This window comes from Brevibacterium sp. AGC70, from assembly GCF_057334195.1.
This window is the reverse complement of sequence record NZ_JBHFIH010000010.1, coordinates 22995-42220: the sequence shown is the minus strand read 5'-3', so window position 1 is coordinate 42220 and position 19226 is coordinate 22995. Positions and strand designations below refer to the sequence as shown.

The window sequence follows — 19226 nt, the reverse complement described above, 5'->3', positions numbered from 1 at the left end:
GTTCGTTTACCGACGGGGACAAGTCCCTCGCTCGAAACAGAGGGGATCGTAGTCAATCCGAGCGGGTTGCTAGTCTCACTCACTTGGCACCCACTTCCATGAGACGAGAATAGACCTGACCGTATCGTTGGCCGATGTCCTTCCACCTCCGTGTTGCAAGGACGTGGTCACGTCCGTTCTGTCCAAGTCTGATTCTCGCACTTTCGTCACAGGCCAATTCTGACAGCACTCCAGCTAAGTCATTTGGGTCGCCTGTGGCGACTCGGAGTCCCGCTGACTCCGGTACGAGTTCGTTCAAGGCTGGCAGGTCACACGTCACGACGGGACGGCCCAGCCCCATTGCTTCGATAGGCTTGATCGGCGTCACGAGTTGGCACACCGGCTCGTTCTTCCGAGGAACCACAATAGCGTCGAGGCCAAGTTGGTACTCGATCGCTTCAGTCTGGGACACTCTTCCGGTGAATACGGCGTTGTCGCCAAGGACAGTGGCACGCTCGCGCAACTCGGGCAATGCAACTCCGTCACCAGCGATGAGAAGTCGAAGATCGGTGCCCTGACGGCGTGCCAGGATGACGGCATCGACCAGGTCGTCGAGACCTTCGTATCCAACGATGGAGGCTGCGGTTCCGACCCATATGCCGTCAGGCGGCAACCCGACCCTGGCTCGCACCTCGGCGGGGGCTCGTGATGTTTCTGCTTCTACGACCGCTTCGGAGACCGAGTTAGGTATGAGGGTGATCTTCTCAGCTGGGACCCCACCGTCGATGAGGTGGCCGCGCATAGTCTCTCCCAGAGTGATGACAGCATCAGCGGCCGTCGCGACCTCGATTTCCTTGGCCCGCATCAATATGAACCGCTGGCTATTGCGTCGCGCTGCGCGTTCCTCAATGCTGGCTCCGGCCGCGGCCCAAGTCTCTTCCAGAACTCCACGAACCTCATAGACCCACGGTGAGCCGATGCTCCGTGCAGCCGCTCCGGTGGCGAGCCCGTTGACGTAGTGCGTAGTTGTATGAAGGATCTGTGCGTTGCGCCTCTGCGCTTGGGCTGCGATCCAGCTGGCCTGATCGCTCAGACGAGCTGTGGGGGTGGGCAGCGGACTCAATGAGACTTGTCGCAGGTAGTCGATTCCGTCAACAGTCTCGACTGGTCCCGAGCTGAACCGCCCGATCGTCACCGGATAAGACGGGCGCGTCACAGCCGCCACATTGTGTCCTGCGTTCTGCAGGGTGGTAAGAACGGCATGCGAGCGGTAAGCATATCCAGAGCGCGTGTGGGGCAGAGAGTTCGTCAGCACGTGCAGAGACGACGGATGCGATTTCTCATCCGCAACGCAAGCAGGTCGGGCGATGATGTGCTCAGCCGCCGTTGGCCACCATTCAGGCTGAAGACATCGACGCTCATCGACGAGTCGGGCCCGTCGTCGAGCGCTGACGGGTAAGGCGTCGATTGCCTCGTCGATTCGCCCCTGGGACCACAGGATCCGCGAAGTCAGTGCTGCGGCATCCGGCAGTGAGACGGCGATGTTCTCCGCTTCACCCAGCAGACCGAGGTTGAGTGCGATCTCACCGAGCAGTCGCGAAGGCTCCTGCGATGTTGAGACGAGATCCTTGGCTTTTGATTCCTGGCCCAGTAGCCATGCGCAAGCGGCTTGGCCGGCGTCACTCGGCACTTTGCCGAATGCCCGGCCGACGAAACGCGAGGCGGGTCCGGGCAGTCGCCGGGCCAGCTGCATACCGAAGAACACACGATCACCGTTGATATGGGACGTCGTCGTCGAGGCCACATTGGCAAGCTGGCGGACAAGGAAGATCAGATTCATGCGACCGCCTGTGTGAGGATGCGCTCGTAGCTGTGGCCCATAGCCGCAGCCGAAGCATGCCGGATCACCCATTCGCGCGGCTCCCGCCCTGAAGGGGGATCGGTGCCGAATTCAGCACCGGCTTCAATGCGCTGTCGCATCCGAGTCATGGCCGCGGACACTGAAGTGACATCCCCGGGAATCGCCACTTCACCGGCGGCGGTGCTGGTGATGATGTCTGCGGCCTCGCCGGCGACGACGCCGAGGATCGGGATCTCTCGAGCCATCAGCGAATAGAGCTTCGAGGGCACCGTGCATTCGTAGGACTCGAGCGGGCCGAGACTGACGAGGCCGGCATCGGCCCAGTCCCAGTGGGCGGCGAGTTCCGCTCCTGCATGCTGAGAATGGAACTCGACTGGGACCCGGCATTCAGCTGCCACGGACTTGAGTTCGGCTGTATCAACACCGTCACCGACGATGCGCAGGCGCACTCCTTCGGTACGGGCCAGAGCACGGATCGAGGTGCCCAGGTCCTGGGAGCGTCCGACGGTGCCCACGTAGAGCAGATTAAGTCCGGTGAGTGAGGCAGAAGGGGTGCGGTTTGCGAAGTCGGCAACGTTCACAGTCTCCTCAGCCGGTGGGATCAGGGGAATCGCTCCAGTGGCGGTCAGGCCGGAGGCACCTTCGAGTTCTGCGGGTGAGACCCCACTGCGCACCACCTCGGCGGTTACGCCGCGCTGCTCCAGGCGGTGTTTGAAACCGTCCGTCGTGACGACGACGACCGCGGCACGACGTTGGGCACGGGTCAGAATATCCGGCAGGAGCCGATGCTCGAGAGAGCCAGTAAGGGCGCCCGGCAGGTATTTCCCGAGGGCACCGGTAACCAGGTTCATCTCCGAGATGAGATCCGGCCAGGCGTCGCGAACCTCAGCGACGTGCGGCACGTGCAGAATCCGGGACAAGGAATCTCCGGCAAGCAAGAACGGTAGTGCCGGGGTCGTGGAGACGATGACATCGGGCTTCATCCTGCCGCGCAGCCTGTCGATGACGGCGGATATGGCACCGGTGGCCGACACTGTCTGGTCGAGCATCTGTCGCGCCATAGACGAACCGCTGTGCAGATAGGGAACCCGCAGGATCCGTTCGCCATCGATTCCGGTGTCCCAGGTGCCACCGAGGCGCACTGCGACTCGACGGCGACCTCGACCAACCCGAGACCCGAAGAATCCGTCCCGATCAGGATAGGGGTAGTGCGGGTGCGGGGCGACGGTGATGACCTGATGACCGGCGGCGCGGAGGTGGTCGACAAGGATCCGCCACCGACGCTGCGGGGCACCGACCTCAGGATAGTAATAGTGACTGAGAAGCAGGATCTTCATGCATTGACCGCCTTTGCGGTCTCACGTCTATTCAGCCACATCGGCAATAGTGCGTAGAGGGCCAAAAGTCCTGCCCAGTAAACGTGAGACGGATAGGTTGCCGCAGTATTTCCTGCGATCAGGGTGGGTACGGCCAGAATACAGGCGAGGACGCTCAGTGAACCGTGGAAGAGCGAAACGCTTCCGTGCGACCAACCGGCCTGTTGGATCCGTTGATAGATGTGCTGGCGGTGAGGGAGGAGGATGTTCTCTCCCTTGAACAGGCGCAGCACGAGGGTGAGCCCGACATCGAAGAGGATGAAGATCATGGGTGCGATGATGACGACGATCGGCACACCGATCACGAACATCCACACCGCGATAGCGAAGACCGCTGCACCGATGCCGTAGCTTCCCGTATCACCCAAAAAGGCCTTTGCACGACCGAGGTTGAACGGCAGGAATCCGGCCGCCGCTCCGGCCAGCGCCAGGGAGAGAAGCGCGACGTCATTCTCATCGATATAGTAGCCGACAAAGGCGAACCAGGCGCCCGTGACGATTGACCAGGTGGTGACATAGCCGTTGAGTCCGTCGACGAAGTTCACTGCGTTGACCAACGTGACGCCGATGAGGGCGAAGACGAAGACGTGAGCGATGCCCTGTGTGGAGAACAGAGCGATGCAGGCGCTGAAGACCACAGCGAGGATGACCTGTCCGAGCAGACGGCCGACCGGTTGCAGCGAATCAAGGTCGTCGCTCATTCCGACAGCGGAATAGCACCAGGTCAGCACCAGGAATCCGATGGGCAGCATGAGACTGCCGAAGCCGAAGACGCCATGCTCGGTGACATTCCAGACCATCGCCATGACTGTCGCTACGGTGATTCCACACCCGATGGCGACTCCCCCGCCGCGCACGGTCGCCTGAGTATGGGACGAACGGTGGGAGGGCACGTCGACGACACCCGCCCGTCGCAGCAGCGGAAAGGCGATGAGAGCACTGACCGTCGTGACGACGGCGGCCACGACGAAGATCACCAGCGATTGCAGATCCATCAGCTGGTGGCCCCGACGTCTTCGGCTATATCACCTGAGCCAGTGATCTCCGGACTCTTGCGCGCCAGGGTCTGACCAACGACCCGGTCGAGGTCTTCTTCGAGCTGTATTCGCCGAGTATAGACACCGGCATCTCGAGAGGCCTCGACGAGTCTTCTCAGCGCGTCGAGGTCGATCGGAGTGATCGGCACCTGAGTGATGAGCGGATGAGTCGGCCGGACATCTTCTTCGCCGGGGGATAGGAGCGCCTCGGTCAGCTTCTCCCCTGGACGCAGCCCGGTGTAGACGATGCGAGCATCGGAGCGCCCGCTGAGGGCAATGACACGATGGGCAAGATCGTTGATTTTGATCGGCTCACCCATATCGAGAACGAGCGTCTCACCGGGGCGGCCGATGGCGGCAGCCTGCAGGACGAGTTCGCAGGCTTCATCGGCCGTCATGAAGTAGCGGGTGACTTCTGGGTCTGTGACCGTGACCGGATCGCCGGCCGCGACCTGGGCGACGAACGTCTCCAACACCGATCCGCGGGAACCGAGCACATTGCCGAAGCGCACGGACATGTATTTCCGACCCGAAGCTGCAGCCACCGAGGCGACTGCGCGTTCGATCGAAAACTTCGTGCGGCCGAGCACCGAGGTGGCTCCAGCCGCCTTGTCCGTAGAGATGTGGACGAAGGATTCGACGCCGTTGGCCACCGCGGCGTCGAGCAGGTCGAGACTGGCACCGACGTTGGTGCGCACCGCCTGTTCGGGGAAGCGTTCGAGGAACGTCAGATGTTTCAGCGCCGCCGCGTGGAAGATGATGTCAGGTTTGACGTCAGCGACGAGCGCTTCGATGAAAGCGGTGTCCCGCAGGTCACCGAGCACGAGGTCTTCGCTGGTCAACAGCGCCGAGCCTTCGAGCCCGAGCTGGGTGGCGTGCAGACCCGACTCGTCTCGGTCGGTCATGACGAGTCGTGCCGGATCGAATCGGGCGACCTGTTTGCACAGCTGGGAACCGATCGATCCGCCAGCACCGGTGACGAGCACGACGCGGTCAGTGATCACAGACGAGATGTCCTCGACATTTGTCGTGATCGGCTGGCGACCGATGAGGTCTTCGAGACTGACGTCACGGAAATTGCGATGCCGCAGGTCGGCCACATCGGTTGAGTCTGGTTCCGGTCGGCTGTAATCGGATACAGCGAATCGCGGCATGATCTTGATCTCGACTGGCCTGGATTCGAGATTCGAAGCGATGGCTTGGAGTTCCTCAGGAGGCAGGTCGGTGATGGCGATAAGCACAACGCTGGCTCCGGTTCGGTCAACTTGGTCCGCAATGCTGGAGATGGGTCCGAGCACGCGGATTCCGTTGTAGCGCAGATGTCGTTTGCTCGGATCATCGTCAAGCATCCCGACAGCCGAGTATTCGCCGTGGGAGTCCTGGGCGATCATGTCGAGGGCCAGGGTTCCCTGGCTGCCAGCCCCGACGACGAGGGCCGGCCGAGAGGATCCGGAGGACGTCAACGTCCGATGGCGCAGATTGCGGCGAATCCAGTTCTCCAAGCTCTTAACCACGAGCATCATGGCTCCGGCCGCGATCGGCACGCTGGTGGGAATCAGCAGCCTGTCGGCGAAGACGAATTCGGCTACCCACATAATCCCGACGCCCAGGGCCACGGCTCCAGCAATCGCCGCGAACTGGTCGGTCGAGCCGTGGCGGTAGCGTCCACGATAGACAGCCAGCGGGCCGCAGATGAGGAAGACGACCAAGGCGATGGCCGCGCAGACGAACATGCCAGGGAAATTCACTCGGTCGAAGTAGAAGTCATATCGGACAAGAGTCATCGCGACGACAAGGAAGGCGAAGACAATTCCGTCGGTGACGGAGAGGATGAAGGCAAGAAGTCCCCTGGCCAAAGGGGTGCGTGAGTGCATGGGTCCGGAGTTGCTTCCCACAGTTCTCATTTCATTCGACTCACGCGCTCTGATTCGGAAGTCATCCTATCGATCAGACCCTGCCTCATTGGCCGCAGCCAGCGCTTTCCACCTCCCCGATTGTACTATTGAGGCTGACAGGATTCATACATGTTCAGCGGTGCCAACATTAAGGTTCAGTCTCGGGTTTTCCGTACAGTGCAAGCCGGCTTGACAGAGTGGAGCGCGAGTCTCCGATGAGAGGAATACCCTTTGGCCAAGACGCCGCTTCAGACATTGAGAACTGCGCTGTGGCATTGGCGGAAGGGCGGGCTGTCCCAGCTGTCGACATGGAACCGTCGACGCTCGATATCTCAGGGTGCGGCAGAGGCCTCACCGCAGATTGCCACCGGATCGCTGTCCGAGGAAGTCCTGGCCGAGCTGTTTCCTCCCATGCCGGTTCCCGATCGTAACCCCGTGTTTGCGGACACTCGCGTCGGAGTCATCCTCGACGAGTTCTCGGCTCAGAGCTTCGGCTTCGAGTGGTCGACCATGGAACTCACTCGCACCGATTGGTCGCACCAACTCGATGGCCTCGACTTCGTCTTCGTCGAATCGGCGTGGAACGGCAATGGCGGCGACTGGAAGTTCAAACTCAATGGTCCTTCCGGCCCAGGATCCGATGTCGTCGAACTGCTTACAGAATGCCGACGTCGAGGAGTGCCGACTGTGTTCTGGAACAAGGAGGATCCGCCGCATTTCGAAGATTTCCTTCCGCTTGCAAAGCTCGTCGACGTCGTGTTCACCAGCGATGTCCGACTCGTCCCTGACTACCGTGCATTGTTGGGCCACGACCGGGTCGCAGTGCTCCCCTTCGCAGCCCAGCCCGCTATCCACAACCCGTCCAGACCCGCCAGGAATTTCGCGGCCCGTGATATTGCCTTTGCCGGGATGTACTTCGCGCACAAATACCCCGAACGCCGGGAACAGATGGATCTACTTCTGGGTGCCGCCGAAAAGGTCTCGGGGCGGATGCAGCATGGGCTGGAGATCTTCTCCCGATTCCTCGGCGACGATGAGCGCTACCAGTTCCCGGGAGCTCTGGCCGATCGGGTAGTGGGCGGTCTCCCCTATTGGAACCTGCTCACCGCCTACAAACATTTCAAGGTGTTCCTCAATGTGAATTCGGTCGTCGACTCTCCCAGTATGTGCGCCCGTCGCATCTTCGAGATCTCGGCCGCCGGGACCCCCGTCGTGACGACTCCCAGCACGGCAACTCGAGAGTTCTTCCCGATCGAGGAAGTACCGCAGCCAGAGACCACTGAAGAGGCGGAATGGACTCTGCGCGCCTACGTCCGCAGCCCAGAGCTGCGTGACCGGTCGGTGCATCTGGCCCAGCGGCGGATCTGGGCTGAGCACACCTACTCTCACCGGGCGATGACCGTCATGGATTCACTAGGAGTTGAATACGAGCACCCCTTCCCCTCCACCGTGTCAGCGGTGGTGTCGACGAACCGTCCGGACCGCCTCGGCGAGGTACTGACCACCCACGCTGCTCAGAACCACAGCGACAAGGAGCTCGTCCTTGTCGCCCACGGATTCGACGCGCCCGCCGATCTTCGGTCACGAGCACAGAACCTCGGGATCGAGAACCTGCAGATCGTCGAGGTCGGAGACGACCAACCACTGGGAGTCTGTCTCAATCGGGGCATCGCTGCCGCCTCGGGAGATGTCATAGCGAAGATGGACGATGACGATGTCTACGGCGCCCACTACCTGAGCGACCAACTGGCCGCGCTGCGATATTCCGCCGCCGACCTTGTCGGAAAGCAGGCGCACTACCTGCACATGCGCGGCAGCGACATCGTCATCTGCCGGTTCCCGGAGCGGGAGCACAGGTTCACAGACCTTGTCATGGGCCCGACCCTGATGGCACGGAAGTCGACGCTTATGGCACATCAGTTCGCCGAGCGCACCCTGGGCGAGGACACAGACCTGCAGAAGCGGCTCATCACGGCTGGCGCCAGAATCTACTCGGCCGATCGATTCAACTTCGTCCAGATCCGGGGATCGCACTCGCACACATGGACTGTCGAGGACAACCTGTTGCTGGCCAATGGGGATGTCCACGCGTTCGGGTACGCGAAGGCGCACTACTGCTTCTGAGCACCTCGGGTTCGTTTCCAGAGGTGGCGGGGAACTCTTCATGAGTGGAGAGTGAACTGTTGATGAAACCGATACGATCGCATGGTCTCCGCCGGTAGCGTGGCTGTGAGCTGTGAAGAATCCGCAGTGGAACGCAATCTGGAGCCCACTTGAAAATCGCTAGCAACAACACCGAGGGTATCGATGTCGTCCGTCGCAATGTCGCCGCAATCATCGATGAAGCGTCGAAGTCAAACGTTGATCTCACGCAGGAACTCCTCACAGCCTACGATCGTGAGTCGAAGCTGCTCGGTGGCATCCGCAAGCGTGAGAAGGAAATCGCTCGGTTGAGGTCCGAAGTGGCGAGGCGGGACGCGAAGCTCGCCTCGGTGACGGAACGCCTTGAGCGCCTCCTCGAGTCGAAGGCCATGCGAGTCCAGCGGGCCTATTGGAGACTGCGACGTCCACACGGCAGCGGCGCTCGCTTCGAACGGGCTGTCAAGTGAAGGACTCAGAGGTCAAGCGCAGGCAGGATCAGATCGGTCAGCGAGTCCAAGAACTCAAGTCGTTGCGGACATCGCAGAAGGCCCTCCGCGACCACACGAACTCCGGCTACTTCCTCGACGGACTGCTAGGTCACCACCCGTACCTCGTTCAGGCAAGGACCAGGGCCGAGTATCTCGAGCGCTACGAATCGTTTGCAGGCCCGGTCGAGGACAAGATCTCCAGCCTCATCGCGGAGTCACAGAAACTGCCGGTCGTTACCGGGCAGCGCTGGGACACTCGACGTGATCTGCGAATCGGCATCATCGCCGACCGCTTCCTCTTCGACTCGCTCAAAGATGCCGCGCATTTCGTGCCGATCGACCCCGACGGCAGTGAGGAGCAGATGGAAGAGCTCGACCTCCTGCTCATCACCTCGGCCTGGCGCGGGCTTGACGACGAATGGTTCAACGTTGCTTTGTCCGGTTCGCCTGCTAGGTATTCGCTGGAGACGTCGATCGTGCCCCTGGCCCGGGAACGCGGAATCCCCATTGCGTTCTACTCGAAAGAGGATCCGCCGAACTACGCGCGATTCGCATCGCTGGCGACGCTTGCCGATCATGTGTTCACGAGCGCAATCGAATGTGTCCCCAGATACCGCAGCTACCTCGGCCCAGAAGTGCCTGTCTCCGTACTACCGTTCGCAGTCAATTATGTTCATCACAATCCGCTTGGGTGCATGCGCCATCAGGAACGAGAGTTCGTGTTCGCGGGTTCCTGGTTGGAACACAAGTATCCGGAGCGGAAATCAGCCGCCCTGCGGATCTTCGATGGGCTGCTCGAGGCCGGTGCCGATCTCACGATCGTCGACCGGAACCTGGAACTTGATGACGAGCGCTTCGCGAATCCCGAACGCTACCTCTTTCCAGAACGCTACCTTCCGCATCTGCACCGCCCGTTAGATCATGAAGTGCTGCTGGGTCTGCAGCGGCTGCTGCCGGTCAGCATCAACCTCAACTCGGTCACGGCCAGCCAGAGTATGTACGCCAACCGCGTCATCGAGCTCCAGGCGATGGGCACCTACATCGTGTCCAACTACAACGCTGGGATGAATTCGCTCCACCCACAGGTGTGCATTCCTGACAGTGTCCTCGACATGAAGCAGACCTACCAGGCACTGACCCGGTCGAGCATCCGGCAGGCACAGGTGGCGGGCATCCGACATGCCTTCACCGACAACACCGCGTTCGACCGGATCGATACGATCGCCGAGGCAATGGACCTGAGCAGTGGTGCACCCGAGCACACCGTCTACGTCACGGGACTCTCGGCTCACGAGTTCGAGGAGTTTCGCGCCACTCAGACCTATGCGGGTCAGGTGGAGAGCCTCGACACCGTGGGTGACAGCCATGCGGCAGGGCCCGACGGTGACGTCGTTCTTGATCTTGCGGGAAGCGCATGGGCCGGCCCGCACCTGGTCCAGGACGCCGTCAACGCCTTTCGGTATTCGGATGTCGACGAGGTTCTCATTCACCCGATTGATTCGGCTGACGACCTCTTTGAGTACGCCGATCGTGCGGAACGGTCCGGGTCCGAAGCCGACAACCGGCAGATTCGGGCCACGTGGGCACGGCAGGGGACCCGCCTCGGCGAGATTGAAGATGTGCCGCGTGCGGCATTGGCCATTGCCTCCGATCTCATTGCTGATCGTGTCGAATCCATCACGGTCTCGGCTGAGCCTGAGATCAGCATCGTCGTGCCCGTGTACAACAACGGCCCGCATTTGAAGTTCAAGTGCTTCGAATCCCTTCGCCGATCTTCGATCTTCGATCGTGCCGAGGTGCTCCTCATCGATGACGGATCGACCGATCTTGAGACCGTGGCGATCCTTAACGAACTCGATCGCGCCTATCCCAACGTTCGAGTGCACCGGTTCCCGCCCGGTGGCTCAGGGAGTGCCTCCCGCCCGCGGAACAAGGGCCTCGAGCTCACACGCACCCCGTATGTGACGTACCTTGACCCCGATAACGAACAGACGAACGACGGCTTCGCCGAGCTCCTCGCGATGGTCAAAGACAACGATTACCAGTTCGCCATCGGCAACATGGTGCGGTTCAAAGACAAACGCATCACAGTGAAGAACGCGCCCATCCTGCAACCCGTAGTCGGCGAGGACGGGGAACTGGGGGACAACGCACTCTCGCGGGTGAAGTTCCAGCCGATGAGCATCCAGGCCCTCGTCGCTGATACCCGATGGCTCAAAAGCCTGGGCATCTACCAGCCAGTGGGTGCTGTGGGACAGGATTCGTACTTCTTCCAGCAGATGCTCTTCCATGCCAATCGAATCGGCCTGACGAACACGGCCATCCACACCTACTACGCCGCGGTGACGAATTCCACGGTCAACGCCATCGGCCCCCGCTTCTATGAGAAATATCTGCCGCTGGAGGAGCACCGTGCCACCTGGCTGCGGGATGTGGGGCTGCTTGAGGACTACAACGCGAAACGACTCGAGCCCTTCGTCAAGGGGTGGTTCGTCAAGAAGCTCGACTTCGTCGCGCCCGAGGACCAAGCCGCATGTCGGGCGCTCATCCGTCATCTGACGCGGTTCTACGGAAAGTCCACATGGACGGATCCGGACCTCGCCACGTTCCACTCAACGGCACATGGCTGAGGCTGAAGAAGTCACAGCGCCTCCCATCGAAAAGCTCGGAACGCTCATGCCAGGCGACCCTGTGACACGTCGTCCCGGGTGTTTCCAACGCTTTGATTTCCTTGCTGGCACAGTCACAGTGCCAGCAATGCTGTGGAGTCACCCCGAATCCACCGGAGCCCTGCTGATTGCGTTCAATGGCGCTGTTCGCCGAAAGAAGGCGAAGAATCCGGCGGAGATCTTCCAACGCAGCACCTGGGTTCATGACATCGACTCTGATGTCCTCTTCCTTGCCGATCCGACCCTGCGTTCCGATAACCAGATCTCCATCGGTTGGGGGCAGGGCCAACCTGGCGCCTATGCGATTCCGGCGATGGCGCAGACCGCCTTCTCCGTGGCTGAGCACCTGGGGGTGGCCTCATCCAAGCGCGTCTACTACGGCAGCAGCGCTGGAGGCTTCCAGGCGCTGCAGGTCGCCGCCCGTGATTTCGGATCCTGCGCACTGGTGAACAATGCTCAGATAGATTGGACGCTCTACGCACGGCAGAACGTTCAGGCAATCTGCCAGACTTCCTATCATGGCCGATCAGCTGCGGAGGTCACGAAAGCCTACCCCGACAGAACATCGGCGGCTCGTGCCTTTGGAGAATTCGAGAATGTTCCACGGACCAAATACCTCCTCAACACCGCCAGCCAGAACGATGCGGCCAAACAGCTGCCGGCTCTCGTGACTGAACTGGGAGCAGGCACCGCGCCTACCGGGCAACGAGTGGACGTTTCTATGTATGCCGACCCTGCTGGAGGACATAATCCTCTGCCGAAGTCGAGAACCATCACAGAGATCAACCAGATGTTGAGTGAGGTGTCATCAGCTCATGAGTGACACGGACCAGACGCAGGTGTCGTTGGTCACGGCACTCGAACGTTCCAACGAGCTCATGGCCGAACCCAATGCCGACCTGAGCCTCGCCGTGCAGAAGATCTCTGGAGAGCTCCGCGATGTCTCGTGGTCTAGTCTTGCGTGCCGGGTCCTGTTCCGCTGTGCTGTTCTCGAAGGCTCATCGAACCGTGCGCGGTTTGTGTCACTTGTGCTCAGCGCCCGGGGTCATGTTGAGACTGCTCGCCTCCTCGCCGACCACGGAGCGTCGTCTGGAGCGAAACCCTGGCAGAGACGCCGCTTGGCCGAAATCTGTGATATCCCAGCGAGTGCTGATCCTGCCGCCTCGAGTCGCGGCCGATTCTGTCTCGAGGTCGTTGATGACGGTCAGGTACGAATGTGCGAGGGCCCTGTGTCCGAGGCGGGGGTGCTCGCCCCTGTTGACAATCACTGCGAACGCGAAGGAGCACCTTCCGTTCCCGACACCGGCTGGCTGCCGGACCTGATCACAGCGCTCGATCGCGAACCGATCGGCATCCACCACGACGTGCTCACAATCAAGATCGGCAATGGAGAACACGCTCTTCGTTCACTGCGTTCCGTGCTCCCTGCCATCCAGCTGCTGCCCGTCGTCCCGGTTTTGTTGGCGTCGTCCGCAACTGCTGTCCCCGACATCATTGAGAGCCTCATCTCTATACGTGCGGACAGTCTCAGCCCGGTCATTGCCGCACCCACTCACTCAGGAGAGTACGGACTGATCACTGCAGGAGGCGGCGAACTCCTCGACGCGGGTCCAACCGAGGACCTGGTGCTGGGAACGGTTGACGACGTGGTCAGTGTTGCTTCCGCAGTGGGCTTGCTCGATCTCTATGACTCACCGGTGCTGAACATTCAGCGAGCTGGGCTCGTCGAATCATTTCGCACTGAATCAGCCGCGTTATTGCCAGTCCAGAACTCCACTCGTGCATTCTCACGGGCCCTGCGTTTTCGCGGAACGTCTCGGACAACTTCACAGTTGAGAGCAAGGCTCATGGAACACCTCGTAGCTTCGGGATTCTCCGACGAGGCGCAAGCTCTCCTGAACACCGCTTTGCCGAGTGTCCGGGACCGTGTCCGCGGTGCATTGTCGATGCGGTCGGTGCCTGCTCAGGGACATAATGAGTTCGAGTCTGTCGACACTTTCGCTGGACCAGTCCCAGCAGAATCGAGCACCTACACCATCGCAGTCGGCGGCCTGCCGGTCGACCTGCGGTTCGACGACAGAGGCTTTGACACAACGGTCGTGTTCTTCCATCCAGCGATCACGAAGGCGGTCAAACGGTTTCCGTTGTTCTCGGGAGCGACGTTCTCCGAACATCTCAAGGCGAACCGCCTCTTCGTCAGCGACCCGTCCCTTTATGTCGACCAACGACTGAAGCTTGGTTGGTATGCCGGCAATAAGCACCAACCGAAGTTGCAGGATGATCTGGCTGCAATCATTTCCAAGTTCGTAGCGCCCGAGCAGCGTCTCATCTTCTTCGGTGCCTCCGGAGGCGGATTCGCCTCACTGTTCTATTCGACGAAGTTCCCTGGCTCCATCGCTGTCCCGGTCAATCCGCAGACAATGATCGGAGCGTATGTGCCTGCGATCGTCAATCGATATCTGAGCTATGCATGGGATGGATCGGCTCTCGACGAGATTCCGGTCTGCACTGATGTTCGTGGGCTCTATCAGAACCCGGTCGACAATGTGGTGGTCTATGTGCAGAACTCAGGCGATAGCGATCACATGGACAACCATTATGCGCCGTTCATGGATGCCCTGCCCAAGGACCATCGAGTATCTTCGCTGCTCGTCGACGCCGGTGAAGGACACGTTCCGCCGCCGCGTGATCAGCTAGGGCAGATTCTCGAAGAGGTCATCTGCGGGGCTTTCCCCGGAGAGCGTCCTTAGGCCACGTACAGAGGGTAGGAGAGCGTATTCACCGGGGTATCACCATTGAACTGTCGCAGTTCGATGCTCCACCGGGAGGCGCGAAAACCCTGCTCGATTGACCATGAGCCATCTTCGGCATCGCATACTGCTGTGCCCATCTGTTTGAAGTCTTTGTTCCCTCGTATCCAGAGCTCGATGCGGGTCCCCGGGGTACCGACACCGAGGAACACTCTGCGACCGGGCTTCATGCGTTTGTCCGGCAGTGGGGAGCGCACATAGAAGAACGGTTCGGAGTCACCGAAGATGTCGGAATTGATCCGAATGCACTTCTCCTTGACATCCTGTGCCCGCTTCTTCAGGTCAGAAAGCTCGTACTGCTGGGGCTGGGTGCGCCGCCAGGTCAGTCCCATCGTCGCGGGGGTCGACTCATGATCGCGCACACTGTTTTGGAACGCATCGAGGTCGATTCCGAATGGGTCGAGGTCCGACTGCTCGAGAGCACGCATCGAATCACCGAATCGAGCGATTCTGGAATCGTATTCCCCATCTCCCTGACGGTGGTAGAGATAGAGCCAGTCATCGATTTGAGATTCGACACTATGGGCCTGCCCGCCTCGTTGGACAGCCGTTCGCAACCACTTCCGATGTGAGGAAAGAATGAGGTTGCCGACCTCATCGGCAAAGCCAAAGAACGAGGAATTCGGAACATGGCTGGGATAGACGAGTTCACCACAGATTCCACGTGGCGCGTCAATGCCCAGTCCTCGAGGAGTAGTAGCAACCTGCGCGCCGTTGGGGTCCGGTTCGAATACCCCGAAGTGCGCGTCATGGAGCCGGGCAGAAATCGCGTCGTCGTCATCGAGTATCTGTACGTGCACGCGACAACGGGGGTGAGTCTCTGCCCGTATCGCCTCGCGGACTGCATCGCTGAGCCGAGAGTGATCAGGCACGAAGTGGAAGCGCACCCGTTCCGACAGACCGTGGGCATCGAATACGTCATGAATGTCGCCGAGGATGTTCCACGGAAGATCTGAATCGACCAGGATTGCCCAGATCAGGTCCCGATCCCCCATGTGCGCGACGCTGGGGGCGGTGATGCAGTTGAAGAGCCCGAGCCGGGTCCTCCACCAGGGTCGAAGATTCCGACACCCATACGGGTGACGAGGACTGTGCGCGCATCAACTGCCATCGTCTGGCCAGTCAGTCGGCGAATACGGCGGCTGGTGAGAACTCATCGACTCTCTCACCGACTCCGAGCAGTGCTTCGATCGCGGCTACGGAACGTGCTGCCCCACGCCCGTCACCGTAAGGGTTCACCGCTCTGGCCATGGAATCGTAGGCCACGGAATCATCGAAGAGTCGGGCCACCTCGGCAATGATGAGGTTCTTGTCGGTTCCGACCAGCTTCACGGAACCGGCATCGACGGCTTCGGGGCGTTCGGTGTTCTCGCGCATGACGAGGACCGGCTTACCGAGACTTGGAGCCTCCTCCTGAATGCCACCGGAGTCTGTGAGGACCACGTCGGATGCGGCCATGACCGTCGTGAACTCACCGTAGGACAGTGGCTCCGTGACGAGGACATTGTCGAACTTCTCGACCCGCGGAAGCACAGCTTCGCGCACAAGAGGGTTGCGGTGGGCGGGCAGAAGGATGAGAAGATCGGGCTGCGCCTGTGCAAGTTCGGCCAGGGCATCGCCGATGTTCTCCATTGCCGAACCGAGGTTCTCCCGGCGGTGGGTGGTGACCAGCAGCTTCGGCCGGTCGGCGGCCAGATAGTCTGCGACGATCGGGTCTATCGGTGCCACGTTCATGTCCACGGCGAGGTGGAGTGCGTCGATGACAGTATTGCCGGTGACGACGACGTCGGCGGGGCTGATGCCCTCGGTGAGGAGGTTGTCGCGCGAACGCGGGGTCGGTGCGAGGTGGAGCGCTGAGAGTTGGCTTGTCAGCTTACGATTCGCCTCTTCGGGGAACGGGCTGTGCAGATTGCCCGATCGCAGTCCGGCTTCGAGATGGATGACGGGGATGCCGCGGTTGAACGCCGCGATCGAGGCTCCCATCACGGTCGTCGTGTCGCCCTGGACGAGGACGGCATCCGGTGTGTTCTCTGCCAGCGCGGTGTCGAGTTCTGCAATGACGCGTGAGGCGATGCCGTTGAGGGTCTGGCCCTTCGACATGATGTTGAGATCCGTGTCGGGCACGATGCCGAAGAGGTCGTTGACCTGGTCGAGCATCTCCCGGTGCTGGGCGGTGACAAGGGTGAGGGAATGCAGGGAGCTGCTGGCTTCGATGGCGCGGATGAGGGGCGCCACCTTGATGGCTTCCGGCCTGGTGCCGAAGACAGTGAGGACTGTGGGGGTCAAAAGCACTCCTGGTCAAGAGAACTGGGGGCGCCGTAGGGTTCACGGACGAATAGTTTCCATTATCCCATCACGTTTGTCGCGCAATCTCGCAGTGATTATCGACCCTTTGCCGCTCGTTCACTCACTATTGTCCGGATCGCCACTCGAAGTGCCTTTCTGTCGACCATTCTGATGTAGTTGCCCATTCTGCGTTTCGGGTAGCATCAGAATCTGTTCAGCAACAGTTTGGAGCACCATCCATGAACGCCATCGCCCTCAACAACCGCCCTTCGGTCGCAGTGATCGGTCTCGGTTACATCGGTCTACCGACTGCCGCGGTCCTCGCCAGCTCTGGTGCGGATGTTGTGGGGGTGGATATCAACCAGGATGCCGTCGACGTCATCAACGCCGGCCAGGTGCCATTCGTCGAGCCCGATATGGCGACGACTGTTGCCGGTGTCGTCTCCCAGGGCTATCTCCAGGCGACGACGGTGACTCCGCACGCGGATAACTACATCGTTGCCGTCCCAACGCCGTTCACCGATGGCAAGAAGCCTGATCTGTCCTACATCGAAACCGCGGGCAAGCAGATCGCCCCGCTGCTCGAAGGCAATGAGCTCATCATCCTCGAATCGACTTCGCCTCCCGGTGCCACCGAGTTCCTCGCCGATACGATCTTCGCCGCTCGTCCGGACCTCACGCTCAAGCCTGGCAGCGCCCAGTCGATCTATTTCGCCCACTGCCCCGAACGCGTCCTGCCGGGGCGCATCATGATCGAGCTGCGCACCAACGACCGCATCGTCGGCTCTCTCAACGGTGAGGCCGGCGAACGAGCGCGTGCACTTTATGAGCTCTTCTGTGAGGGCGAGTTCCTCATGACAGATGCTCGGACGGCAGAGATGGCGAAGTTGACAGAGAATGCCTACCGCGACGTCAACATCGCCTTCGCCAATGAGCTGTCGATGATCGCCGATGGCCTCGACATCAACGTCTGGGAACTCATCCGACTGGCCAACCACCACCCTCGGGTGAACATTCTGCAGCCCGGTCCCGGAGTTGGTGGCCACTGCATCGCCGTCGACCCCTGGTTCATCGTGGCCACAGATCCTGAACGCTCCTCCCTGATCAGGACCGCCCGCGAGGTCAATGACGCCAAGCCGGGCTTCGTCCTCGACAAGCTGTTGCCCCAGGCAAAGCGCATTGCCGATGTGCAGATCGCAGCACTGGGGTTGGCATTCAAGCCAAATATCGACGATCTACGGGAGAGCCCTGCCCGGCAGATCGTGGGTCGTCTCGCAGACGAGCTCCCACAGGCGAACATCATGGCCGTCGAACCCAACATCGAGGAACTGCCTTCCGAATTGGATGCGCGTAAGAATGTGACGCTGACAGAGATGAACGAGGCCGTCCGTGCCGCCGATATCGTGCTGCTGCTCGTCGACCACAACGAGTTCGTCCGCCTGGACCGGACGCTGCTTGCCCAGAAGATCGTGCATGACACTCGGGGCGTGTGGAGCTGAGGGGGCACCCACACGTATAGCTCGGGGAGGCCGACACTGTAGATTCGGCTTATGTTCATTGCAGACCCGGTTCTTGAGGTCGTTGAAGACCTTGCTGAACGCATTCAACGCAGCGTCGCCGTCGACGATGCTGAACTCAACTACCTTTCGCACAGCACCCACCGTTTCGGTGACGAGGACCAGCTGCGACTGCGTTCCATCTCCGAGCGCCAGTTAATCGCACCAATCCGCGAGTACGTGATGTCGATGAACTTGGAGAAGGTGCGCGAACCGATCTGCATCCCGGCAACGCATGATCACGGATTCGACCGCGACAGACTCCTCGTGCCGATCCGCTCATCGCACAGACTGGTCGGGGTGATTTGGATCATCCACAAAGCGACGCTTTCCGAAGAGGATCACAACGCTTGCATTCAGGCGGCTGAGCATCTTTCGAAGCTCATGTCGACCTCCGACGACAAAATAAAAGAAGCTGACTTCGAACGTGTGCTGCACGATCTTGTCTCTGGGAGCGAAACGTCGCGGCATATGGCCACGGAGGCACTCCACTCACAGGATCTCTTCAATTCTGGACGTCCAGTCCTGGCGATCGCCACAGCGCGCGGCGACTCCGCCGAGCTGTCTGCCGAGGAACGACAGGGGTTGCGCCATGCTTGGGCTGACGCCGAACAGCGGTATCGCTCGCAGGTCTTCTCTGCGACTGGTCGCACGCATGGTTTCGGTCTACTTGAACTTTTGCCGGAGACATCACACGACGATGTAGTCCGCGCCTGCGAATCCATCAGGACACAGGCTTCGGCTCACCTGCCCGATCACTGTGGTGCCCTGCATTGGGGTGTCGGGGCTCAGCGGGAATTCGAAGGAGTCCGCTTCGCCTATCGTGAATCGCTCTCGGCCATTCGCATCGGAATCCGCCAGGGCAGGCCCCTCATTCTTTGGGAAGACCAGCCGCTGGATGCCTTTCTCGATTCTGCTGTGCCGGAAACGATACCGGCAGGGCAACTCCCCCCGCTACTTCGCGAGACGATCCGAACAATCAGTCCAGAAATACTCGACACTGTCTCCGCTTACCTCGACTTTGCGGGCGGTGCCGCGCGAGTGTCAGAAAAACAGCACCTCCACCGTGCAACGGTCTACTACCGGATTAAACAGTTCGAGAAGCAGTCCGGTCTCGACCTAAGGTC

At 60.6% G+C, this 19226-nt stretch carries 12 protein-coding genes and 1 pseudogene; 7 read left to right on the top strand and 6 right to left on the bottom strand.

The genetic code is table 11. The features are described 5' to 3' along the window. Positions 1 to 79: 79 nt before the first annotated feature. The 4 genes from ACE03M_RS07725 to ACE03M_RS07710 are packed head-to-tail and all read right to left on the bottom strand — an operon-like array spanning position 80 to position 6148. Positions 80 to 1819, bottom strand: a complete 1740-nt coding sequence (locus tag ACE03M_RS07725; RefSeq protein WP_485933401.1) for a glycosyltransferase family 4 protein — start codon at positions 1817 to 1819, stop codon at positions 80 to 82. Then, a complete protein-coding gene (locus ACE03M_RS07720; RefSeq protein ID WP_485933399.1) occupies positions 1816 to 3177 on the bottom strand; it encodes a glycosyltransferase family 4 protein in 1362 nt (453 codons plus the stop codon). The genes ACE03M_RS07725 and ACE03M_RS07720 overlap by 4 nt, the downstream gene beginning before the upstream one ends. Next, entirely contained in the window at positions 3174 to 4211 is a 1038-nt protein-coding gene (locus ACE03M_RS07715) for an MraY family glycosyltransferase (RefSeq protein ID WP_485933397.1), read from the bottom strand. Before ACE03M_RS07715 ends, ACE03M_RS07720 begins: the two co-directional genes overlap by 4 nt. Beyond that, the gene (locus tag ACE03M_RS07710) at positions 4211 to 6148 is read right to left on the bottom strand and encodes a polysaccharide biosynthesis protein (protein WP_485933395.1); all 1938 of its coding nucleotides are present in this window, start codon (positions 6146 to 6148) and stop codon (positions 4211 to 4213) included. Before ACE03M_RS07710 ends, ACE03M_RS07715 begins: the two co-directional genes overlap by 1 nt. Positions 6149 to 6379: 231 nt before the next feature. Between ACE03M_RS07710 and ACE03M_RS07705 the strand changes: the two genes are divergently transcribed. The 5 genes from ACE03M_RS07705 to ACE03M_RS07685 all read left to right on the top strand — a co-directional run bounded on the left by ACE03M_RS07705 (position 6380) and on the right by ACE03M_RS07685 (position 14197). Beyond that, positions 6380 to 8272: a glycosyltransferase family protein gene (locus ACE03M_RS07705; RefSeq protein WP_485933393.1), complete on the top strand. Its 1893-nt coding sequence runs from the start codon at positions 6380 to 6382 to the stop codon at positions 8270 to 8272. A 149-nt stretch (positions 8273 to 8421) separates the two neighbouring features. Continuing rightward, positions 8422 to 8757 (top strand): hypothetical protein, encoded by a 336-nt coding sequence (locus tag ACE03M_RS07700; RefSeq protein ID WP_143923680.1) that lies wholly within the window; start codon positions 8422 to 8424, stop codon positions 8755 to 8757. Then, a complete protein-coding gene (locus ACE03M_RS07695; RefSeq protein WP_485933391.1) occupies positions 8754 to 11408 on the top strand; it encodes a glycosyltransferase in 2655 nt (884 codons plus the stop codon). Before ACE03M_RS07700 ends, ACE03M_RS07695 begins: the two co-directional genes overlap by 4 nt. A gap of 127 nt (positions 11409 to 11535) precedes the next feature. Beyond that, positions 11536 to 12270 (top strand): hypothetical protein, encoded by a 735-nt coding sequence (locus ACE03M_RS07690; RefSeq protein WP_143923682.1) that lies wholly within the window; start codon positions 11536 to 11538, stop codon positions 12268 to 12270. Then, entirely contained in the window at positions 12263 to 14197 is a 1935-nt protein-coding gene (locus ACE03M_RS07685) for a hypothetical protein (protein WP_485933390.1), read from the top strand. The genes ACE03M_RS07690 and ACE03M_RS07685 overlap by 8 nt, the downstream gene beginning before the upstream one ends. Here the strand turns inward: ACE03M_RS07685 and ACE03M_RS07680 are convergent. Both ACE03M_RS07680 and wecB read right to left on the bottom strand, forming a co-directional pair. Beyond that, positions 14194 to 15297 (bottom strand): annotated as a pseudogene (locus tag ACE03M_RS07680) (glycosyltransferase); the annotation flags it as partial. The gene ACE03M_RS07685 and the pseudogene ACE03M_RS07680 sit on opposite strands and share 4 nt — an antisense overlap. An 82-nt stretch (positions 15298 to 15379) precedes the next feature. After that, a complete protein-coding gene (wecB, locus tag ACE03M_RS07675) occupies positions 15380 to 16543 on the bottom strand; it encodes a non-hydrolyzing UDP-N-acetylglucosamine 2-epimerase (protein ID WP_485933388.1) in 1164 nt (387 codons plus the stop codon). A gap of 239 nt (positions 16544 to 16782) precedes the next feature. On the opposite strand from wecB, the gene wecC reads away from it, so the two are divergent. Both wecC and ACE03M_RS07665 read left to right on the top strand, forming a co-directional pair. Beyond that, positions 16783 to 18042 carry a UDP-N-acetyl-D-mannosamine dehydrogenase gene (gene wecC, locus ACE03M_RS07670; RefSeq protein WP_485933387.1) on the top strand — a complete coding sequence of 420 codons (1260 nt, stop codon included), beginning with the start codon at positions 16783 to 16785 and terminating at the stop codon, positions 18040 to 18042. Positions 18043 to 18093: 51 nt separating this feature from the next. Next, positions 18094 to 19226, top strand: a 1133-nt coding sequence (locus ACE03M_RS07665) for a PucR family transcriptional regulator (RefSeq protein WP_485933385.1), incomplete at its 3' end; no start/stop codon positions are given.

What these genes read in the sequence shown, in the direction of transcription:
- ACE03M_RS07720 (WP_485933399.1), bottom strand. Translation starts at nt 3,177, where the DNA reads ATGAAGATCCTGCTTCTCAGTCACTATTACTATCCTGAGGTCGGTGCC.
- ACE03M_RS07715 (WP_485933397.1), bottom strand. Translation starts at nt 4,211, where the DNA reads ATGGATCTGCAATCGCTGGTGATCTTCGTCGTGGCCGCCGTCGTCACG.
- ACE03M_RS07685 (WP_485933390.1), top strand. Translation starts at nt 12,263, where the DNA reads ATGAGTGACACGGACCAGACGCAGGTGTCGTTGGTCACGGCACTCGAA.
- ACE03M_RS07725 (WP_485933401.1), bottom strand. Translation starts at nt 1,819, where the DNA reads ATGAATCTGATCTTCCTTGTCCGCCAGCTTGCCAATGTGGCCTCGACG.
- ACE03M_RS07690 (WP_143923682.1), top strand. Translation starts at nt 11,536, where the DNA reads ATGCTGTGGAGTCACCCCGAATCCACCGGAGCCCTGCTGATTGCGTTC.
- wecC (WP_485933387.1), top strand. Translation starts at nt 16,783, where the DNA reads ATGAACGCCATCGCCCTCAACAACCGCCCTTCGGTCGCAGTGATCGGT.